Origin of the sequence: Acidovorax sp. LjRoot38 (assembly GCF_964252975.1) — a bacterium.
In the GTDB taxonomy this organism is placed as follows: Bacteria; Pseudomonadota; Gammaproteobacteria; order Burkholderiales; family Burkholderiaceae_C; genus Acidovorax; species Acidovorax facilis.
On sequence record NZ_CAXUPT020000005.1, the window covers coordinates 188,466 to 207,510 of the forward strand.

Here is a 19,045-nt window from a genome sequence, read left to right on the forward strand (position 1 = left end):
AAACAAACTCAAAGACGTTCGACAGCGCGATTCCAAAGCGGGCCGTAGATCACATCCACAACGGTATCGACGGAATTGAGCACCACCAGATCCTGCTCACCATCGCCATCCACATCGATGAGCTGTAGACCCGTAGAGAATCCGCTGGTCTTTATCCAGCGCGTTTCCAACACTTTCGCGTCAGCATCAAGGCGCTGCAGATACATCTTTCCATCTTCAGCCCACACCACCAGATCGTCAGACAGTGGAGCGACAGCAACACTGCCCGTCAGAGGTGACTGTATGTATTGGAGTTCCCCGGTTTGCATGTTGATACGGGCATTGCGTGCGCCGGTCTCTAGCGCCACATACAACCATTGACCCGAAGGTGAAGGCCGCGCATGGCGAGCGACGGCACCAAAAGTGGCAAGCACACGAGGTGCCGCCAAGAGATCTGCATCGGAGACTGCGACAACCTTGCGGTCGTCAAGACAAGCGACGGCAAACCCACCCCCTGCCAAGCCAGGAATTTTGGTTACGCGAACAGGATGCCACGGAGCCTCACACCATCGCACCGCTTTTGGCACTGCTGCCTGTCGATTGTCTTCATGCCAATCGATCCAAGCCACATTCTTTCCGCTGTAAGGTGTTGCCAACAACTTGTATCGGCCTTGTGACGCACTCACCAAGATGACATCACGCGGGGCAAATCCGACGGGAGCCTGGTGTATCCGTACTAGGCGCTCGCCCTCAACCCTGAAGATATCGAGGCTACCCGTAGCTTCAACAGCTGCCGCCACCAGAGTGTCCGATAACCACACCGCAGAATCCGGATGATAGGCCACAGGTTGACGATCCAGCTGACGAGAGGTTCTTCCGCTGAGTTGGTGCAGAACCACCCGCCCCTCTTCATGCTCGACTAGCACGAAGCGGCACTCTCCCTTGGCAAAACAGCGCACCTCACCACCCCAGACCATGTGGGCTTCAATGGCCATTCGATCAGAAGCCTTTTGAGTGTCCGGCGCCTTGACGGGAGGGGCCACTCCCCCTTCAACAGATACAGGATGCATTTGGCAACCCGCCAGAACCCAAACACCCAGCACAGCAAGAAGTCGGAAAGGAACAGAGCAAGAGAATTTCATAGGAACCCCAGACATGCAAAAAAAATGGCGCCGTTTGGCGCCATTTTTTTGGAGCAGCCCCAATGGGACTGCTTGTTTTTCTATTTTATACACAGCAGAAATCGCCGTGTATATCAAGAAAAATTAGTTGTGCGTACCAAGGATGGACTGCACAGCGCCGAAGGCAGGCATGGAGATCACGCTGTACGTGAACACAGAGCCACCCAGGGAGAACAGCGACTGACCAGAAGTACCTGGGTAGTCAGCTGGCTCAGCAGACATAGGCGACCACTCGATGAAACCATCGGCGAAGTTTGCAGGACGGCCTGGGATCGTTTCTGGGTTGAAGAACGACAGTTCGGCTTCAGCCAGAGCGAAGTTCACAGACTTACGGTTTTGAGCCGCATCGTACATGTTGACCGTGTGGGTACCACGATGGTCACCAGTCGACCACACCACAATGCGGGTTTCCAGACCTGCATTCAGGGTGTTGTCCACAGCGTAGCGCATGGCGAAAGCAGGCGTGGCCGAAGCAACGTTACCCGTTACCGAACGAGCGCCAGCAACGTTCAGCAGGCTCATTGGGCCCAGGATCGTCAGATCAGAGCCAGTAGCCAGCGTCAGAGGGCCGTCGATCACTGGAACATAAGCCACGTCTTGGGCGCCAGTGGTCACGTGGAAGGCGCTCGCACCGATTTGGCCGTTAGCAGCCACACCAGCCGTTGCGTTAGCCACGTTACATGCGGTAGCTGCGCTGGTGGTTGCAGTGTTTGCACCAACAGCGAACACCAGGTAACCACGCGTACCAGCCAAGCCATTGCCAGATTGCTGCGACCAGATGAAGGGCTCGAAGTCCTTGTTGGTCATGGGGAAGCAACCGTCGGTAACGTGGTTGGAGTTCGCATCAAAGAACGTCCAGAACACAGGCACAACGTTGCCGGTGTTGTTGACGATACCCACTGCGGTGGTATCGGCATCGCCGTTGTGGATCACGTTAGGAACCACGAAACCATTGCTGTACGTACCCACGGTGTACGCCTGCGCCACACCTGCACTCAGCGCAGCGGCTGCAACGGCTGCCATTGCAAATTTTTTCATCTTCTCAGTCCTTAGATAATTGAAGGAAGCTTTCCCACCCTGTGCGGGATCTGCAACCCATCCGTACTCCGTTTGGGTTGATGCAATCTTATACTGATACCTTCGATTTTTTCAACCTATTTCAGCCAGAAAACCACTGCACGGCAGTTTGTTGCACTCAAACAACGAACCATCACTGCGCTGTTGGAAACATGACACTAGGCCGCTGTACATGGTGCCATGCACCATCAATGCGACGCCATTCGTCTTCCAGAACGGCCTCCAGTTTTTTTACACGCAACAATGGTAATGAGTAGCGCATCCACACGGTAACGATAGCGCGATCCCCTTCAATGCTGCGCACACCACGCACCTCCACGGCATCAAATGTAATGCCCCCACGCTTGAGGTAGCCTTCCAACGTGGCGCTCGGGTCCTTGGACAACGCCTCATAGGCCCAAGCGCCTACACGGTCATTTTTCTGAATGAGCGCCCAGTACGCTTTTGTGCGGGCTAGAAGTGCTGCCTGGTCATCTTCGGCCGACACCACTGCGCCACCTGTGGCGGCACAGCCCACCAGCACCGCCAAAACCGCAGGCGCTGCCAAGGTCGCGACGAGATGACGACGGGTAACAGGTTTTGTCATGTAAAGAATCTCCTGATTGACTATCTATATATGGGATACGCCACGCTGGCTAGGGCCATAGCAGCCAGGCGCAGTCAGCGCGAAGGTTGCAACTGGGCATCTGGGGGGCGGAAACTCATGGGTTGGGCCTGCAAAGACAAGGAGCGCATGCGTTCGCGCATCTCCGCACTGGCCGAACGCAGTTGATCATCGTCCTCCAGGGCGCGGGGCGTCATTAACACCAGCAGCTCCGTGCGGTTGCGCTGGTTTGACGTGTTAGAGAACAAGGCCCCCAACAATGGGACATCCGCAAGCCCCGGCAACCCGCTACGAGTATTGCTGTCATTTTCACGGATCAACCCGCCCAGAACGATGGACTCGCCGGAACGCACTGCGACACGCGTTTGTATTTGCCGGGTCTGAAAGGACCGCTGTTTTGTCACAGCATCCTCTTCACCCACATCGGTGACTTGCTGAGAGATGTCCATGGAGATCAACCCTCCCGCATTGACGGATGGCGTGACGGTGAGCAGTACGCCAGTGTCTTTGTATGTAATGGACTGACTGATAAAACTACTGCCAGTAGCGGCCGAGGTTGAACTCAGAATGGGTTGTTGCTGTCCGACCTGAATGTTGGCGGTGTGGTTGTTCAAAACCAAGATGGACGGACTGGACAACAACCGCACTTGTGATTTAGTGGCAACGGCGTTCAGCGTGGCGCGAACAACGTCCGCCTTGCTAATGGTGTACGAAAAACCGGGCAGTTTGGGACCTATGCCAGCATCTTTGTTTGCGTCCCACAACGCCTCGCCTTGACGCCCCCTGCTAAGACCGTTTTGCAAGTACCACTCAACGCCGTATTCCAGGTTGCCCGTGAGGCTCACCTCCACGATGCTGGCCTCGATCAACACCTGCATCGGAGCCTTGTCCAGCTCGCGCAATGCCTGCTCGATCCGGCGGTATTCGGTGCGCGGAGCGCGAATCAGCAGAGCGTTGCGCTTCTCGTCTGCAACCACACGCACATTGCCATCCAATTGACTCGTTGACGTAAGGGATGTGTTGTTCGAAGAAGTTCTGTTTCCGCCAGCACCCAGCGCGGCGTTCAAAGGACTACTGCCCGTGCCGGAGCTGCTGCTATTGCCATAGAGGCCGCTGGAACTGCCCGTATTGCCAGTGCTGCCCGTCCCCAGACCGGAGCCCCCCGCCCCCCGAGAGAACTGCGTGGGCGCCGAGCCCGCCGCGACGCCACCCGAGCCGGCTTGCCCGGACTGCCCACCAAAAAGGCCATTGAGCATTTCCGCCAGCTGCAATGCCGAGCCGTTTTGCACCGGATACACGAACAGGCTGGCCTCCAGCGTATCGGTGGGACGGTCCAGGCGACGGATCCAGGTTTCCACTTGGGCCAACAAATGACTGCGCGGCGTGACCACCACCAGGGCATTCAGACGCTCAACGGGAAAGACGCGAATCAAGCCACCCAAAGGGGTCGCCATCTGGGCGCCGGCACCGCTGGCACCACCACTTGCGGCCGCACCACCTGCAGCAGCACCCGACGTGCTAGGCGCCCCCCCCGCAGGTGCGGCACCAGCCCCCCCATAGGGATCGGAGGATTTGTCGGAGCCTAGCATCGCCTGCAGAGCATCCCGTACCACGTTGACGTTGGCGTTTTCCAACACGAACACACCCAGCGACATGCCAGAGAGAAAGTCCACGTCAAACGCTTCTACCATTTCCAGCCAACCACCCAACTGGGCCTTGCTGCCCTGCAGCACCAGCAGGTTGCGCAGGGAGTCCACGTAGACGATGGCCTCACGGGGTGCGATAGGCGCCAGAATCTTGGCCATCTCGGCCGCTGCTATGTGGTTCAAGGGAACGATAACCGTCCCGGCACCTGACAGATCCTTGAATTTGGACGCCCCTACCACCGGGCGCGCGCCTACGGTAACGGTACGCTTGGTCACGTGATAGACCCCCGCGTTGTCGCGGACGATGGCCAAGTCGTGGGGCAACAGCACCGCATCCAGCACATCCAGCACCTGACTGCGCAGCAGCGGCTGGCGCGTATGCAGGCTCACCACCGTTTCGCCACCTGCGTCGATGGTGTAGTTGAGCTTGAGCAGGTCACCTAGCAACGCTGTAGCCAAGTTGCTGACAGTGACATTCTCGAAATTGAGCGCCACCTTGTCGCCCTTGGCAAGCACGGGATCGATTGCAGGCGCCTTGTCGCGCTTGAAAAACTGGTCGTTGCCAGGATATAGCTTGGTGCTGGAAGAAGCATTCTTTTGCGCCTGCTCCTTGGGCGCTGACGCCGCCGGTGCAGGGCTTGGCGCCACTGGCGCAGCCGCAGCTGCAACAGGCTGCGATGGCCCCGGTGCTCCGCCAACTGCGACCTTGGAGTCCGCAACTCCGGACGCCGCAGGACCTCCCTGCGTGCTGGCACAGCCTGCCGCCAGCAATGCGAGCAAGAGGATGGATGGCCGAATATTCATAGAGATAGCTCCAATATTGGGGTACGCCGCTAGGGCTTATTGATTTGTTGCAGGCCTGCGCAGGCGGTCACCGATCGGTCCGGCTTTCACGGCCGCCGCACTTCCCGCTTCCAGCGGGCGCTCTACACGTTGGTCATCAGCTGACACAAAGAGAGCCTTGCGGCCATCAAAGGACTCAACTCGCCAGGGTTTGGTTTCCCCGGTGATCTTGAGGGTGCTGCCATCGGGGCGCTGCAAGATGGCCACACGCTCCTTGCCAGACTCAAATACTGCAGTGAGGCGCGCCTGCAGCAACTCCGTGACCAAACTGGTCTTTTTTTCTTCCACCGCCACCGGGCGCCGCGATGCCCACAACAAGGGGCGCTCCACTGCCTGCTTTGCCCGGACCTTGATCACAGGGGGCATGGGCTCAACCTTTGGAAGATCGGGCCGGCGCGCTTGCGGCGGGTTCCAGCGCTCTTTTTCGGTATGCCACCAGTAAGCGCTCGCAGCCACAGCTACGGCACCCAGGACGGGGCCGACGTACCAAGGTTTGATCATGGCTTGGCCTTTTCTGGTGCCAAGGGGGCCTCCAGCTGCAAAGACAGGCGTGCATTTTGCGGACCCGCGCCAGAACTTGCCCCCTCACGCGTGATGTTGGCGGTGCGCACCCAGAAAGGAGGGCGGTGCGTCTGAAGACTTTCCATAAAACTCACCAACTTGACCCATTCACCATTCACGGTTGCCGTCAAGCGTATGCGCGCCAGCTTGCCATCCACCCCAGGCTCCAGCGCGACCTGGGATGAAACCAGCGTGCTGCCAGAAGCCATGATCATCTGGCGAAGCTTCTGCTGGATATCGTTTTGAGAAGTTTCGCCAGCAGGGTGCACCAGCGGGGCCACTGTACTGCTTGCAGCGCTGAGCAGGGTTTCGATTTCAGCGCCGGCGTTCACCACCCCTTCCAGGCGTTCGCTACGGGGCTCCAGTTGTTGCAGGGCGTTGTTGTAACGCGCCCAGAGAGTGCTGTAAATCAGAGCGGCACAAGCCAAGGCGCCAACAAACAGCACCAGCAGCAAAACCACCGAATGACGGCGCCATACATTCATTTTCATGGTTTTGCTCCCTCGCCCCGCCAGCGCATTTCAAACGTGAAGCGCTCTTTATTCAGCGTGCCGTCGCGCACATTTGCCCCGGTGGCGCGCACATCCACCAGGCCAGGCTGGCGCCCTAGATGCCCAATAAGTTCGGTAGCATTTGCCGTCAATCCCGTGATCCGGATTTCGCTACCGTTGACTTCGATGCGATCCAGCCAGGTGTCGGCAGGAATAGCGGCGGAAAGCGCATCCACGACACTGGCGAGAGGCAGGTCCGTACTGATGTTCTTGCGAAGCTCTTCCGCCAAGTCTGCCTGGCGGCGCAGTTCATCCATCTTCTGGCGCAAGGGAGCCGCCTTGGGCTCCAGCATGTTGACGTGCTCCACAGCGCGGACCACCGCCTGGCGCTTCAAGACCAGAGGCATGAGTGCCGGCAATGACAGTGCGGCGAGCAGGACAAGCACCAGCCCCACCCCCAACCAATCCATCCAACGCTGGCGGTTGTACTGCTTTTGCCACGCCGCTGTACGGACGGGAAGCGCGCGCCCCTGGCGCATCAGATATACAGGGGCATTTTCGGCAAACCCGTGCTGCGTCAATTGCTCGGCCAGGGTGTTGCGTCGGCACATGCCCCACTCCACCATCCAACCACCTTGGGCTTGAGGTTCTGCCCACCATGCCGCCACAATCTGTTCCGGCGGCATGGGAGAGACCCGCCACAGGGCTTCTTCGACGCCGCCTGCCAACGAGCGCCGCGGCATATCCGGCAACTGCACGGTGCCCCAAAGACAGCCGGACTCCGGTACCAGCAGGCTGGAAGCCTTTCGATTGTTGGCGCGCTTGCGGGCACGGGTTCCAGTGATGGTCCAACGCCCTCCGTCGGACGCAATGGCTGCACTCGCGATTGCAGGCCAGGCGCCATGCTCCATGAGAACGCGCTTGAGATCACCGAAACCCCATGCCATTCGGTCCAGTGTTTTTTGCGCACGAAGAGATAGCTGCCCCCAACCTGTCATGGCTTGAATTCCTGTTCCGGCTTGTTTAAGCGGCGTGTCGGCTCCAAAGAGAGCGTTGTCCAGGGCGTCAGACCACCGGGACGCTCGCTGAGATCGATCCATGCCTCACGCTGCCACCAGCGATCACCTTCAGCCCGCACAAAAGCATTGAGGCGCACTGTCAGACCGCCTCCAGCGCGGGCAGGCGAGAAAAATTCGGCTGCAGCTCCTGTCAAAAGCACGCCAGCCCGCGTTTCCGGTGGGGAGTTGTGAATGCGCGCCCCCAAACCTGGCTGTCCCGTGAGGACGTCGATCAGGGCGGGAGGGGCTGAATCGATTTCGATGCGTTGCTGCCCATTGATACCCAAGTGGGGCGCGATTATCTCATAGAGCTCAGACGTCATTCCCAGGACTGATCTCAGTTCCGAAAGGTCATCCAGCGCGCCATTTCGAGGCAGGGAGGGCCAGCCAGCAGCGCGGTATTGGGCAGCCTCAGCCCCGCCCACCCCACCTGGCGTGTCGTCAGGGTCGATGAAGTCCCGCACACGTGAGGTCAAGATGGCAGCCTCCCCCGAGGAGAGCCCTCCAGCTCTTTGAAAGAGCGCCTGCAGCAAAGCTTCGCTGGCGACATTAACGTCTACCAGCCCTCCAGAGGGCGTGATCTCCACCCAGATGTCATTCGACCCCATTGGCAAACGTTGAATGCGGTACCAACTGTCTGCGGTCTTTTCGGTCATCATTCGCTGCGCAGTCAGTTGGATCGCGGCGTCCAGCACGGACTCAGCGCGCAAGCGTTCCAAATCCAGCCCTGCGCGCTGCGTTTGCTGGCGAATCCCCCGTGAACTCGCCATCACCACCAATGACAAGGACGCAACCAGCCACAGCACCAGAATCAGCGCTGCGCCCCGGCTGCCGTGTTTCGACCGCTTCATCACCTTGCCCTCGCGAGAGGGAACACCAGAGGAGGCCAGTCTCCGCGCGCATCGGCAATTTCCACCCGGATACGTGCCGGGTACTGCGCTTTGGCAGAGTCCCATTGCTGAGTCCACTGCCCCGTCAGTCCGTCCTGGTAATGCCACTGAAGCGTTCGCACATCCGACAGAAGTGTTTCGCGCAAAGCCTTGCCCCAGTCCAGCGCCATCAGTGCTCCGTCATAAGGAACGGCTTCTACCGACAGATCGACGCGCCCATCGGCATGGCGCAGGGGGCTCATGCGAAATACATAGAGCCCCCCAGCATCCCCCCGCTCCGGCAATGGCGCAACCCAGATCGCACCCGCAGCATTTCCGCTAAAGAAATTCACAAAGATGTTTTCGTCGCGCCGACTCAACAAGCGCAGGGTGTCAAACTTGCGCCCAAGCCATTGGCTGACCACCAACATGCGTTCAGAGCGCTCAATGACGCGCTGGTTGCGCTCTTCCGAACGCCCGATGACTCCCACGCCCGCAAACATCAGAGCGACCACTGCGGACGTCACGGCCAATGCGACCAGCAACTCCAACAAGGTAAAACCACGGGAAGTTTTTCGAAAAGAGTGGGTCATGGTGCAGACCTGTAGGGCTTCCATGTGGTCCATGTGACGGCCGTCACCCCATCTTTACTGACCTCTACGGTCACCCTTGCCGCACGCACAGGTGGCCCGGCCACCGGGCGACCACTCTCGTCCATCATTTGGACCGGTTCGGGCGCCACCTGAATCCGCCAATTCCAATCGCCTGCCCGCCCGGAATCCTGTCGCATCAAATCCTCTGCAAAGGTTCCAGCAGCCACTGCCGACCTGGCCACGAGAGAGGCCTCCACCCGAGCCTCCACATCCACCACATTTTTAGAGCCTTGCCCCACGCTGCGGTAAAGACTCGCAAGCGCAATGGAAGCAATTGCCATGGCGACCAAGGCCTCCAGCAAACTGAACCCCCGTTGATTCCGTGGCGCTCGCCTGAATGACTTGAAAATAGGATCAATCAGGGGCAACAGACAGCACGTCACGGTCATGACTGGGCCGCGACCATGGATTGCTCCACCGTCCCAAGGAGCCAGTTCACGCGAAAGCTGACGCCCTGCCCACCTCTTAGCACTGCAAGCCGCCCGCCACGTGCGCCGCCGTCGGAATTGAACACAAAAATAGGTTCTCCCACGGCAGTTGCAGTTTTGCCAGTCCGCGAATTGCGTTCAATCGCTTCCCACTGGACCACCAGTGATGCAGGCACCTCCAGGGCCAGGCGCCCGTCAACCACCAGCCTGCGAATGTCTGACTGGTAGGTCACGGTCACCGAACGGCCTTCCTGGACGCTGAGCGCACGCGCTTTGTTCAATTGGCTGGAAACATCCCGTACCGTCTGGTTGTAGCGTGACCGCTCCATGTACGCCTGCCCGCCCGCCCCTACCACGGATACAGTAATGGCAGCCAGCACCAGCACGACCAGCATCTCCAACAAGGTGAAGCCACGGATGCGGAGGTCTGACGCCAACAAAGGGCGGCTCATGCGAAACAAGTCACCAGACGGCACTGGGGAGTGGAAAGCGCAACAGAGCGTCAGTTAAAAACGTCCGCGTTCTCACCGTCACCGCCCGGCTTGGCGTCGGACCCCAGAGAGAACACGTCGGGCCCGCCATTGCGTCCCGGGTTTTTGTACAAATAGGCGGCACCCCAAGGATCAGAAGGCAGGCCCTTCTTCAGGTAGGGACCATTCCATCCCTGGGCCGTTGCAGGCCGCTCTGCCAGGGCACGCAGCCCTTCCGCATCATTGGGATAACGGCCGACATCCAGCTTGAAAAGGTCCAGACTCTGCTCAATTTCCGAGATCTGAATGCGGGCCGTCTTGGACTTGGCACCGCCGAGTTGATCAAGCACCTTCGGGCCCACCAGCCCGGCAAGCAACGTCAGAATCACCAGAACCACCAGCAACTCAATCAGCGTGAAGCCGGAGGAACGCTGCGCTCGCGCCATTGCTTTGTGTTCAAAATTCACTACATTCATTTCAAAATCTCTCAAATAATCCAGAATCAAATTGTGTCGTTGATCGACAAAACGCCACCCAGAATCGCAATAATAATGAAGGCAACCAAGGCCCCCAAAACAATAATAATCAAGGGCTCCATGGCTGCCAAAACACGCCCCATGGTACGCCGACCTTCATCCTCGTAACGATCTGCCAAACCCAGCAGAGTAATATCAAGCTGCCCTGTTTCCTCAGCAACCCGAATAAGCTGCGGGGTGCTGGATTTCCCGAAGTAAGGAGAGACAAACCCTGTGGAAAGTCGTTTGCCTGTTTTTACAATGCCCACCAGAGGTTCAATATCCTTGCGCAATGCGGTATTGGTCAGTGTGTCCACAGCAATGCGCAACGCATCCACCATGGGTACACCCCGCTGCAGCAAGATGCCGAAGGTGCGGAAATAAATAGCAAACTGCAGATTCCGCAACACCTTGCCGAACAGGGGGAGGTCCAACAGCACACTGTCAACGCGCAACCGCCCCGCAGGCGTCGCGCCCCAGCGGGAGCCCAGGAACAAGACCACCGTCAAGCCTAACAGGATTGCCATCCAGTGCGAGCGGATCAGATCACTGAGATCGACCACCAAGCGCGTGGAGTAAGGCAGTTTGTCGCCCATGGAATCAAAAATTTCCCGAAACTGGGGAACCACAAATGCCAGGAGCATCACGACGGACAGCACCGCAACAATCAGCAAGATGACGGGGTACGTCATGGAGGAAATGACGTAGTTGCGAAGCTTGTCTTCTGCCTCCAGTTGCACTGTGAGTTCTTTCAGAACCACATGCAGCGAACCAGAAGTTTCCCCCGCCCGAATCAGAACCAGATATTGGCGCCCAAGATCCCGCTCAAACGGCAGCAGCGACTGGTACAGAGACTTACCGCCACGCACCCCTTCCTCGACCTTGGCAATGAACGCTTTCAGCCGCTCCGTGTTGGCCGTCTCCTTGAGCATGACCAGCGCCTTGTCCAGCGGCATGTTGGCCTGCTTGAGGTGGGCCATCTCGCGGCTGAACAAAAGGATCTCGCCACGTTTGAGCTTGCCCCCTCGGCTTTGCGGCTCATCTTGGGCAACTGCTGCCGACTCGTCTGCAATACGAACCGGCGTCACGCCCTGCCCAATGAGTCGCAGTCGCGCGGTCTCCACGTTCAGCGCGCGGATCGTCCCCTGGCAGGCCTTGCCATCGGACGTGATTCCATCGTATTGAAATTCAATCATTTTGACGCGCAACGCGCAGGACTTCTTCCGCAGTCGTCAGACCTTTGAAGACCTTGGTGGCGCCATCCTGCAACAAGTTCCCCCCGGCATAGGCGCCATCTCCGCCCCCCAACGAAGAACCTCTTTCGAGCACCACTTTTTTTACGTCTTCTGACATTACCAGCAATTCATGAACAGCCAACCGCCCTCGGTAGCCGGTCCCCCGGCATGCAGAACAACCGACGGACCGATAGATGACCTGGCCCTCCTCCATGGCCATGCCCAGGGAGGCTGCGGCAGCCTGCGCCTGGTCCGGCAGCAACGGCGCTTTGCATTCCTCACACAGCTTGCGCACCAGGCGCTGCGCCAGCACGCCAATGACGGACGCCGTGATCAAATAGGGCTCGACCCCCATGTTGATGAGCCGCACGATGGCCCCGAGCGCGCTGTTGGTGTGTAGGGTGGACATGACCAAGTGGCCCGTCAATGCCGCCTGGACCGCAATTTCAGCGGTTTCGCCATCGCGCATTTCCCCGATCATGATCACATCAGGATCCTGGCGGAGAAAGGATCGCAGCACCTTCGCAAAGGTCAGCCCGATCTGGGGCTGGACCTGCACCTGGTTGAGCCATTGCAGCCGGTACTCCACCGGATCTTCCACCGTCAGAATCTTGAGGTTCTCGCCCTCCAGTTCCTGCATGGAGGCATACAGCGTGGTGGACTTCCCGGAGCCTGTGGGACCGGTCACCAGAAAGATCCCATGTGGCACGCTGAGCAGCTGACGCATGGTTTTCAAAGTGGGTGGCGTGAAGTGCAGGCTCTCCAGCGAGAGCAGGTCGAAGTTCTTTTCCAGCAAGCGCATGACGACCGATTCACCAAACATGGTGGGAATGGTGGACACGCGAGAGTCCATTTCCTTGCCATGCACGCGCAGCTTGGTGCGCCCGTCCTGCGGCATCCGGCGTTCCGCAATGTCCAGCTGCGAAAGGATCTTGATGCGGGACACCACAGCGGGGGCATCCTTGTTATCAATCTCGTCAATGGGGTACAGCTCGCCGTCCACCCGTATCCGGACCACCGATTTTTCTTCGTAGGTTTCGATGTGAATGTCGGAGGCCTGGGCCGCCACGGCCTGGGAGAGGATATGGCTCACGCGCTGGATGATGGGGGCCTCCGAGGCCATGTCCCTCAGGTGCTCGATGAATTCCGAAGCCTCAAACTGGTCCGCAACGACTTCTCCTTCCGGCTCCGACTCCTGGACGTACCAGGCATTGAGCTGACTGGATATTTCAGACTCCAGGCCAAAAAAGACCCTGGGCACATCCCCAAAGACCAGGCGCAATGCATCGCGCAATGCCGCGCTCTTCGGATCTACCGACGCGAAATCCGGCGTGGACTCTGCATCCTCTGCATTTCCCAAAGGAAGCAGGTTGTTGGCCAGCAAAAAGCTGGTGTTCAGTCGTGAAGTTTCCGGCTTTTCCTTCGGGAAAGCGTCCTGACGCACCAAAGGCAATCCGGCCTGCCGGGACAGTGCGGAGTAGACATCCACCTCAGACACCAGCCCCAGACTGATAAGCAGGCGCCCCAGGCGACCGCCCATGGAACGCTGGACCTCTAGCGCCCTCTCCAGGTCATTGCGCGACAACTTCTGGTCCGCAAGGAGCATCTCACCGAGCCTGGGCGCAGCGATATCGACGCTTTCCACTTCACCAATTTCAGCCGAGAGCTTCATTACCAACGCCTTTGAACATTCTTCCAACCACCCAATACCCGGGCCCGACTTGTCTCACTCGGGCGGAGTGAATCACTTGAACCACAGCAAACAGCGGCTTAATCGATCCAATTCGGGGCCCACATAATATTCGCGATACCCAAAAATTCTCGCCCTCAGAGGCCCATCCCTCCACGCAAGGTATTCTGACACGTAGCCTTCATCCAGCCCCAAGGCGCGCAATCGCAGCTGCAGCGCCTGCGCCTGCAGATAGGTAGCCCCACCCAGCCCCCGGACACGCCGGACGATCCCCTGGCCGTTCGTCAACAGCCGGAGCAGACGCGTCTTCAGGCTACGATCCTTGGCTCCTACCTGGTTGGCGCCATGCTGGCGATACAGGATCAGCGGGGTTGGCACAAAACGCCTATGGCCGCTTCCACTCACCAGGCCACACCACCAGTCGTGCATGATGGTTTCCTGCGGGAGGGGCAAGGCCATTCGCAACAGGGTGCGGTTCACCATCATCGTGCATCCCGTCACCTGGTTCACGCTGAGCAGCGAAAGTGGCGAGCACTGCAGAGGGTCCATACGCTGGTATGTGGCGAAGGACTCCGAAATCACGCCCAAGTGCTCATCCACCACCGTCAGGTCGGAGTGCACCAGACAAGGCAATTCCGCACCACCCTCTTGCTCCATTCGCACCATTTCTTGGAGACACAGCTCGATTTTCGGAGGGAGCCAGACATCGTCCTGGTCCGAGAAAGCAACCCAAGCAGCCACACCATCATGCAGGCTGGCCACCATGAGATTCTCAAAGTTTCGGACCAGCCCTTGCCCATGGTGGGGATTGGGTACAAGTACCAAACGCTCTCCAAAGCGCACCCGGTAGCTCTCCAGGACTGCAAGCGTGTCATCCGAAGACCCGTCATCGCTGACGAGGAGGCGGAAATTCTGGTGGGTCTGGGCCAACAGCGAATCGAGCTGGGCACGGAGATACTTCGCCCCGTTGTACGTAGCCAGCAGCACATCCACCAGCGGTGACTGCGACGGGGCAGCCCCGCCCGCCCCTCCGCGTGAGGCCAATCGATGAGTCGGCTCAGTCACACGGTCCCCGTGCTGGTTGTTGCAGCGCTGTGGGGCCGGCATTCTGAAAGCATCAGCGCCTCGTAGGCATCTGCGATGCCCTCCCAGGTGTAGTGCTCCGCCACGATATCGCGGGCGCGCTGGCTTCGCTGCGGCAGCATGGCGTCCGACTGGCCAACCACCAGGTCCAGGCTGCGAGCGAGTTGCTCGGGGGTGGCAAAGTAGTCGGCCGCATCGCGTGCCACTTCGCGGTTGAACGGGTTGTCATGCGCAATGACCCAGTTTCCGCAGGCCAGTGCCTCGAGCAGCGAAGGGTTCGTCCCCCCCACCGAGTGCCCGTGCAGGTAACAGGCCGCATGTACACGCAAGCTTGCGAGCTGCCCGGTGTCGTAGATGCCCCCCAAGAAACGCACGCGGTCGCTGGCATGTTGCCTCAGCAGTTGCTGGTAGGCCGTGGCACCGGACACATCCCCTACGATGACCAACGGCCAGTCACCGCCGTGCATCTCATAGCCTTGAACGATTTCAAGGATATGGTTTTCCGGCTCCGGGCGCGCCACGACCAGCATGTAGCGGCGGGGCTTCAGCCCACAGGCAGAAAGCACGGAAGGGTCCACGTCCCGGTCCTGCACCAGTTCGGCGCCGTAGGCAATGAAGCTCGACGGAGCCCCCTTGGGATAAGTCTCGCGGAACCGCTGTGCAATGGCCTCGGCATCGGCGATGAGGCGCGTGGCCACCCGGCTGGCCACCCACTCCATGCAGCGCAGGTAGATGCGTGCAACCCTCCCCCATTTGCTGCGGGCCCACTCCAGTCCGTCCACATTGATCCAGACCGGAACCCCAAAAACCCGGGGCCACCAGCAGGCCCAGGCAGCGCCATACCCCAGCATGTAGACCAGGTCGTACCCCCGCCGGGCGTCCCACAGGCAGGCACAGTCGTAGGCCAGGACCGATGCAGCTCCCCACCGGGGCCGACGTTTGTGGCGCACGCGAACACCTTGGTAGAAGGTGTCTTCGACGGACGACTCGCTGGTCTCTGCATACACAGTGACCTCGTGGCCACGCTCCACCAGGCGTATCGAGAGTTGTTCGGCAAAGGTTTCGAACCCCCCATAGCTCGCGGGGATGCCCCTGGCTCCCAACAGGGCGATCCGCAGCTTGGCAGGGCGGTCCAGAGATCCGCCCGTTGCACGCCCCTGCGCCGTCGTCAAAGGTCTGCCTCAGCGAACCAGCGCCCCGCCTGATCCTTCGCCGAAAGCTGAATGGCGGCCTCCACGGCTGGCCAGGCGATGGCAAGCTGTGGATCGTCCCAGCGAATGCAGCGCTCATGCTCTGGGCTGTAGTAGTCGGTGGTCTTGTAAAGGAAGTCAGCCGATTCGGACAACACCAGAAAACCGTGAGCAAGCCCCGGCGGCACCCAAAGCTGCCGGTGGTTGTCTTCGGTCAACAGGGCCCCCACCCACTGGCCAAAGGTGGGTGACCCCTTGCGAATATCCACCGCCACATCAAACACAGCGCCACGCACCACGCGCACGAGCTTGCCCTGCGCCCTGGGGGGCAACTGGTAGTGCAGGCCCCGCAATACACCCTGGCTGCTGCGGCTGTGGTTGTCCTGCACAAAGTCGCACTGGACACCCGTGGCCTCCCGGAAGGCCTGCTGGTTGAAGCTTTCGTAGAAAAAACCACGGCTATCGCCGAACACCTTGGGCTCAAGGAGGACAACGTCTGGGATGGATTGCCGGATGGAGTGCATGGGGGATCAATAGACTTTGTCGTTCAGCAAACGCTGGAGGTACTGGCCGTAGCCGTTCTTGGCAAGAGGTTGTGCCAGGCGCTGCAACTGGGCACTGTCGATCCAGCCGGCGCGCCAGGCAATTTCCTCGGGGCAGGCAATCTTGAGGCCCTGGCGATGCTCCAGCGTCGCAATGAACTGGCTGGCCTCCAGCAGGCTTTCATGGGTGCCAGTATCCAGCCAGGCATAGCCGCGGCCCATGATCTCGACATTGAGCTGCCCCTGCTCCAAGTACAGCCGGTTCAGGTCGGTGATTTCCAGTTCGCCGCGTGGCGATGGCTTCAAGCTCCGGGCCATCTGCGCAACCTGGTTGTCGTAGAAGTAGAGGCCTGTGACGGCATAGCTGCTCTTGGGCTGAGCAGGTTTTTCCTCCAACGACAACACCTTGCCCTGGGCATCGAACTCGGCCACACCGTAGCGCTCCGGGTCGTGCACATGGTAGGCAAACACGCTGGCACCCGCAGAGCGCTGTTGAGCGTTGCCCAGCAGTTCATGGAAATCGTGCCCGTAGAAGATGTTGTCTCCCAGCACCAGAGCGCTCGGAGCCCCATCCAGAAAAGACTCCCCGATCACAAACGCCTGCGCCAGGCCGTCCGGGCTGGGCTGCACCGCGTATTGCAGGTTCAAGCCCCATTGGCTTCCATCCCCCAGCAGCTGGGCAAAACGCGGCGTGTCCTGCGGGGTGCTGATAACCAGGATGTCCCGGATGCCCGCCAGCATCAGCGTGCTGAGCGGGTAATAGATCATGGGCTTGTCGTAAACGGGCAGCAGTTGTTTGCTGATGGCCAGCGTGGCCGGGTGCAGCCGGGTGCCGGAGCCTCCTGCGAGGATGATGCCTTTGCGTTGCGTCATGGTCTGGGGTCCGTTCAGAGAATTTCCGTGAGCATGCGCGCCACGCCCTGTTGCCAATGGGGCATCTGCAAACCGAAGGTGGACTGCAGCTTGTGGGTACCCAGGCGCGAGTTGTGGGGGCGCACGGCCGGTGTGGGAAATGCGCTTGTGGGCACAGGCGCGACCTCTTTTGCTATTATTTTTGCAGCTATCTGCGCTTTCTGGGCTTGCGCCAGCACGTATTTTGCATACTGATTCCAGTTGGTCTCGCCCGCAGCCACGCAGTGGTACAGGCCTGCATCCTGCGGGCGCTGCTGCAGGTGGCGCAGCGCGTGGGCGGTCACATCGGCCAGCAGGTCGGCACCGGTGGGCGCACCCCATTGGTCATCAATCACCGTCAGCCGCTCACGCTCTTGCGCCAGCCGCAGCATGGTCTTGGCGAAGTTGCCGCCGCGTGCTGCGTAGACCCAGCTGGTGCGCAGGATCAGGTGTTTGGCGCCCGCCTCTGCAATGAGCTGCTCGCCTTCGAGCTTGGTGCGGCCGTAAACGCTCAGCGGGGCGGGTGTATCGGTCTCCACCCAGGGGCGGCTGCCGCTGCCATCGAAAACATAGTCCGTGCTGTAGTGCACGAGCCAAGCACCCAGCTTCGCGGCCTCCTGCGCAAGGGCTCCGGGCGTTGTGGCATTGAGGGTGCGGGCAAACTCGGCTTCGCTCTCAGCTTTGTCCACGGCCGTGTGGGCGGCGGCATTGACGATGACATCGGGGCGCAGGGCGCGCACCGTATCAGCCACGCCGGCGGGGTTGGAAAAGTCACCGCAGTGCTCGGTGCTATCGAAGTCCAACGCCGTGACGGAGCCCAGCACCGACAGGCTGCGCTGCAGCTCCCAGCCGACCTGGCCACCCTTGCCAAACAGCAGGATGTTCATGCAGTGGCGCCCGTCACAGCCGCAGCGGAGGCCTCCTGCGCATACTGGGTCTGCACCCAGTCGCGGTAGGCGCCGGTCTGCACGCTGGCCACCCAGTCCGCATGGTCCAGGTACCACTGCACGGTCTTGCGGATGCCGGTGTCGAAGGTCTCGGCGGGCTTCCAGCCCAGCTCGCGCTCGATCTTGCGGGCGTCGATGGCGTAGCGGCGGTCGTGGCCCGGACGGTCTTTCACATAGGTGATCTGGGTGCGGTAGCTTTGGCCGTCAGCACGGGGGCGCAGCTCGTCGAGCAGGCTGCAGACCATGTTCACGATCTCGATGTTGGGCTTCTCGTTCCAGCCCCCCACGTTGTAGGTCTCACCGGGCGCGCCGGCCTCCAGCACGCGGCGGATGGCGCTGCAGTGGTCCTTGACGTAGAGCCAGTCGCGCACCTGCATGCCATCGCCATACACGGGCAGGCTCTTGCCAGCCAACGCGTTGACGATCATCAGCGGGATCAGCTTTTCGGGGAAGTGGTAGGGCCCGTAGTTGTTGCTGCAGTTGGTGGTGAGCACCGGCAGGCCGTAGGTGTGGTGCCAGGCGCGCACCAGGTGGTCGCTGGCGGCCTTGCTGGCGCTGTAAGGGCTGTTGGGCTCAAAGCCACGCGTCTCGGCGAAGGCCGGGTCGGTGGGGGCCAGCGATCCGTAGACCTCGTCGGTGGACACATGCAGGAAGCGGAAGGCGGCACGTTCGCCCTCGGGCAGCGCGCTCCAGTAGGCACGCACGGCCTCCAGCAGGCGGAACGAGCCCACGATGTTGGTCTGGATGAAATCCTCGGGGCCATGGATGGAGCGATCCACATGCGATTCAGCCGCGAAGTTGACCACGGCGCGGGGCTTGTGCTCGGCCAGCAGGCGGGCCACCAGCGCGGTGTCGCCGATGTCGCCCTGCACAAAGATGTGGCGCGCGTCACCCTGCACGCTGTCCAGGTTGTGCAGGTTGCCCGCGTAGGTGAGCTTGTCGAGGTTGACCACGGGCTCGCTGGAGGCAGCAAGCCAGTCAAGAACGAAGTTGGCGCCGATGAAACCCGCGCCGCCAGTAACCAGAATCATAGGGAGGGCCGTGTGAAATGCCTGCTCGGCAGAACCCACGATTATCCCACCCCGCCCGGCC

The 19,045-nt window shown here is 60.2% G+C and carries 20 protein-coding genes; all 20 read right to left on the bottom strand.

What is annotated here, in order from left to right:
- Nucleotides 1-8: 8 nt before the first annotated feature.
- The 20 genes from ACSQ22_RS10925 to rfbB all read right to left on the bottom strand — a co-directional run bounded on the left by ACSQ22_RS10925 (nucleotide 9) and on the right by rfbB (nucleotide 18,984).
- Nucleotides 9-1,214, bottom strand: a complete 1,206-nt coding sequence (locus tag ACSQ22_RS10925) for an FG-GAP repeat domain-containing protein (RefSeq protein ID WP_436130301.1) — start codon at nucleotides 1,212-1,214, stop codon at nucleotides 9-11.
- A gap of 30 nt (nucleotides 1,215-1,244) precedes the next feature.
- Nucleotides 1,245-2,198: a hypothetical protein gene (locus ACSQ22_RS10930; RefSeq protein ID WP_228897409.1), complete on the bottom strand. Its 954-nt coding sequence runs from the start codon at nucleotides 2,196-2,198 to the stop codon at nucleotides 1,245-1,247.
- Nucleotides 2,199-2,370: 172 nt separating this feature from the next.
- Nucleotides 2,371-2,823 (bottom strand): hypothetical protein, encoded by a 453-nt coding sequence (locus ACSQ22_RS10935; RefSeq protein ID WP_436130302.1) that lies wholly within the window; start codon nucleotides 2,821-2,823, stop codon nucleotides 2,371-2,373.
- A gap of 74 nt (nucleotides 2,824-2,897) precedes the next feature.
- Nucleotides 2,898-5,291, bottom strand: a complete 2,394-nt coding sequence (gspD, locus tag ACSQ22_RS10940) for a type II secretion system secretin GspD (RefSeq protein WP_436130303.1) — start codon at nucleotides 5,289-5,291, stop codon at nucleotides 2,898-2,900.
- A gap of 36 nt (nucleotides 5,292-5,327) precedes the next feature.
- A complete protein-coding gene (locus tag ACSQ22_RS10945) occupies nucleotides 5,328-5,687 on the bottom strand; it encodes a hypothetical protein (RefSeq protein WP_436130304.1) in 360 nt (119 codons plus the stop codon).
- Between the two features lie 140 nt (nucleotides 5,688-5,827).
- The gene (gene gspM / locus ACSQ22_RS10950) at nucleotides 5,828-6,382 is read right to left on the bottom strand and encodes a type II secretion system protein GspM (protein ID WP_228897413.1); all 555 of its coding nucleotides are present in this window, start codon (nucleotides 6,380-6,382) and stop codon (nucleotides 5,828-5,830) included.
- Complete coding sequence (locus tag ACSQ22_RS10955; RefSeq protein ID WP_228897414.1) at nucleotides 6,379-7,380, bottom strand: PilN domain-containing protein; 1,002 nt, start codon at nucleotides 7,378-7,380, stop codon at nucleotides 6,379-6,381. Before ACSQ22_RS10955 ends, gspM begins: the two co-directional genes overlap by 4 nt.
- Complete coding sequence (locus tag ACSQ22_RS10960) at nucleotides 7,377-8,291, bottom strand: general secretion pathway protein GspK (RefSeq protein WP_121507612.1); 915 nt, start codon at nucleotides 8,289-8,291, stop codon at nucleotides 7,377-7,379. The genes ACSQ22_RS10955 and ACSQ22_RS10960 overlap by 4 nt, the downstream gene beginning before the upstream one ends.
- Nucleotides 8,291-8,902 carry a prepilin-type N-terminal cleavage/methylation domain-containing protein gene (locus ACSQ22_RS10965; protein ID WP_121507613.1) on the bottom strand — a complete coding sequence of 204 codons (612 nt, stop codon included), beginning with the start codon at nucleotides 8,900-8,902 and terminating at the stop codon, nucleotides 8,291-8,293. Before ACSQ22_RS10965 ends, ACSQ22_RS10960 begins: the two co-directional genes overlap by 1 nt.
- A complete protein-coding gene (locus ACSQ22_RS10970; RefSeq protein WP_055396819.1) occupies nucleotides 8,899-9,351 on the bottom strand; it encodes a type IV pilus modification PilV family protein in 453 nt (150 codons plus the stop codon). Before ACSQ22_RS10970 ends, ACSQ22_RS10965 begins: the two co-directional genes overlap by 4 nt.
- Nucleotides 9,348-9,842 carry a GspH/FimT family pseudopilin gene (locus tag ACSQ22_RS10975; RefSeq protein ID WP_121422234.1) on the bottom strand — a complete coding sequence of 165 codons (495 nt, stop codon included), beginning with the start codon at nucleotides 9,840-9,842 and terminating at the stop codon, nucleotides 9,348-9,350. The genes ACSQ22_RS10970 and ACSQ22_RS10975 overlap by 4 nt, the downstream gene beginning before the upstream one ends.
- Nucleotides 9,843-9,892: 50 nt before the next feature.
- Complete coding sequence (gspG, locus tag ACSQ22_RS10980) at nucleotides 9,893-10,336, bottom strand: type II secretion system major pseudopilin GspG (protein ID WP_055396821.1); 444 nt, start codon at nucleotides 10,334-10,336, stop codon at nucleotides 9,893-9,895.
- Between the two features lie 26 nt (nucleotides 10,337-10,362).
- Nucleotides 10,363-11,571 (bottom strand): type II secretion system F family protein, encoded by a 1,209-nt coding sequence (locus ACSQ22_RS10985; protein WP_121422233.1) that lies wholly within the window; start codon nucleotides 11,569-11,571, stop codon nucleotides 10,363-10,365.
- Nucleotides 11,564-13,282 carry a GspE/PulE family protein gene (locus tag ACSQ22_RS10990; RefSeq protein WP_228897416.1) on the bottom strand — a complete coding sequence of 573 codons (1,719 nt, stop codon included), beginning with the start codon at nucleotides 13,280-13,282 and terminating at the stop codon, nucleotides 11,564-11,566. Before ACSQ22_RS10990 ends, ACSQ22_RS10985 begins: the two co-directional genes overlap by 8 nt.
- Before the next feature lie 72 nt (nucleotides 13,283-13,354).
- The gene (locus ACSQ22_RS10995; protein ID WP_228897417.1) at nucleotides 13,355-14,293 is read right to left on the bottom strand and encodes a glycosyltransferase family 2 protein; all 939 of its coding nucleotides are present in this window, start codon (nucleotides 14,291-14,293) and stop codon (nucleotides 13,355-13,357) included.
- A 68-nt stretch (nucleotides 14,294-14,361) separates the two neighbouring features.
- Nucleotides 14,362-15,555, bottom strand: coding sequence for a DUF1972 domain-containing protein (locus ACSQ22_RS11000; protein ID WP_436130305.1), 1,194 nt, complete (start codon nucleotides 15,553-15,555; stop codon nucleotides 14,362-14,364).
- The gene (gene rfbC / locus ACSQ22_RS11005) at nucleotides 15,552-16,097 is read right to left on the bottom strand and encodes a dTDP-4-dehydrorhamnose 3,5-epimerase (protein WP_431151801.1); all 546 of its coding nucleotides are present in this window, start codon (nucleotides 16,095-16,097) and stop codon (nucleotides 15,552-15,554) included. Before rfbC ends, ACSQ22_RS11000 begins: the two co-directional genes overlap by 4 nt.
- A 6-nt stretch (nucleotides 16,098-16,103) precedes the next feature.
- The gene (gene rfbA, locus ACSQ22_RS11010) at nucleotides 16,104-16,988 is read right to left on the bottom strand and encodes a glucose-1-phosphate thymidylyltransferase RfbA (protein WP_055396830.1); all 885 of its coding nucleotides are present in this window, start codon (nucleotides 16,986-16,988) and stop codon (nucleotides 16,104-16,106) included.
- 14 nt (nucleotides 16,989-17,002) lie between these two features.
- Entirely contained in the window at nucleotides 17,003-17,893 is an 891-nt protein-coding gene (gene rfbD / locus ACSQ22_RS11015) for a dTDP-4-dehydrorhamnose reductase (RefSeq protein WP_228897420.1), read from the bottom strand.
- Nucleotides 17,890-18,984: a dTDP-glucose 4,6-dehydratase gene (rfbB, locus tag ACSQ22_RS11020; protein WP_228897421.1), complete on the bottom strand. Its 1,095-nt coding sequence runs from the start codon at nucleotides 18,982-18,984 to the stop codon at nucleotides 17,890-17,892. The genes rfbD and rfbB overlap by 4 nt, the downstream gene beginning before the upstream one ends.
- Nucleotides 18,985-19,045: the final 61 nt, after the last annotated feature.